The sequence below is a fragment of the Campylobacter sp. BCW_6463 genome (assembly GCF_001762785.1).
Lineage (GTDB): Bacteria > Campylobacterota > Campylobacteria > Campylobacterales > Campylobacteraceae > Campylobacter_D > Campylobacter_D jejuni.
In genome coordinates this window covers 1-1,751 of record NZ_MJXL01000032.1, presented here as the reverse complement: position 1 = coordinate 1,751, position 1,751 = coordinate 1, and the positions used below count along the sequence as shown (strand labels likewise).

Genomic DNA, 1,751 nt, shown 5'->3' with positions numbered 1-1,751 from the left:
CCACCCCCATACCAATTTTTACTAGCCTTAATAAATTCTTCTCCTAATTTATAAGTAAAACATTCTTTTTCTTTTAAAGCTTCATTATAATCAGGATAAGTTTCTAAAGGTGGTAAAGCTAAATTTGGATTTTTCTTTACTTTAAATTTATAAGCCTTTTGTTCTTGTTTATGTGAAATAACAATGCTTAATATTATAAAAGGTAAAGATAAAAAACCGAATACACTTTTAGAATTTAAAATCAAAGCTTGTCCTAGTTTATAAGAAAGTTGGTTTTGAATTCTTATTTTGGCTTTTCCATAATTATTTTGGAATTTTAGCAGGTTTTGTTTTACAATTAATAATTGATTTTTATTTTCTAAGGTTTCATTTAAATTATGAATTTGATTAGTTTGTTGTAAGATTATATTATTTTGGGAATTTAAGGTTTCATTTAAATTATGAATTTGATTAGTTTGTTGTAAGATTATATTATTTTGGGAATTTATTTTCTCGCAATAAATTTTTATGGTATTTTGATTATTTTGGATTTCATTTGATTGTTTTACTATAGTTATTTTATTATTATTTATTATCATTGCAATAAAATCCAAAATTAGATTTTCATAGTTTGTTTCATAATTTTTCATAATTCTAAAAATTTCTATAAATAAACTTCTAAGATTATTTGTTGGGTATTGTGCTATAATATCATATATCCAATTTTCACATTCATTTTTAAAAGCTTTGTTAAATAACTTTATTAAATCTTTATTATGAAAATTATTAGAAAAATTTAAAGCTAAAAAAGCATTAATTCCATAACTTAATATTTTATAATATTTTTTTCCATCTATAACATTTAAATTAAGTAAATTGCAGAAATTTTTTAGTGATTTGTTTATGTTTTTACCATTATCATTATAATTCATAATACTATTTGGTCTAACTCTATATATATATAGTTTATTTAAGTTAATATATATTTTATTAGCTTGAAGACAAAGTAACATTCCAAAGTGGTGATCTTCATGTATAATACCATTGATAAATTTTAATTTTATATGATTTAAAAATTGTATAAAATTTATCATGCACATTTGACCAAGCCAAAAAGCTGTAAAATTATTTTCTAGTGTTTTTTCTAGCCATTGTTTTGAGGTAATAGTTTCAGATTTTTTAAATTGATAATTTTCTAGAATGGTTTTTGTTTGTTTTTTTGGATTTTCTATATCATCATAATAAAAATAATGATCAAACCAAACCACTTCAACACCATCCATTCTAGGAACACATTCTTCTATACAATTTAATTCCCAATAATCATCAGAATCTAAAAAGATAATATAATCAATATCAGGAGCTTTAAAATTTAAAAGTTCATCTTTATTTTTAAAGAAATTTGAACTTTTATATATTTTATAAATATTATAAGGATTATCTTTATTGTCTAGTTTAAAATCTACTAAGGAGTTTTCTTTTAATTCTTGGGTAATGTTTTTAAAATCATATTCTTTACTAAAGAATTCTATGCCTACATTACGAGCTGAAGATAAACCCCCATTTTCCTTATCAAAAAGTATAAATCTTTCATCTTTTAAAGTATATTCTTTGGCTATATTGAGTGAGTTTTCATCTGTGCTACCATCATTTACAAGTACAACTTGTAAATTTTTATAAGTTTGATTAACAACACTATCTAAACATTCTCTTAAATATTTTTCTACATTATAGATTGGGATAACTACGCCTACGGTTTTCATTGTTTTTTC

Annotated in this window: 1 protein-coding gene; it reads right to left on the bottom strand. The window is 22.0% G+C overall.

What is annotated here, in order from left to right:
• The coding region (locus tag AJ884_RS10290; RefSeq protein WP_070286464.1) for a glycosyltransferase at positions 1-1,742 on the bottom strand (1,742 nt) is incomplete at its 3' end.
• Positions 1,743-1,751 lie beyond the last annotated feature (9 nt).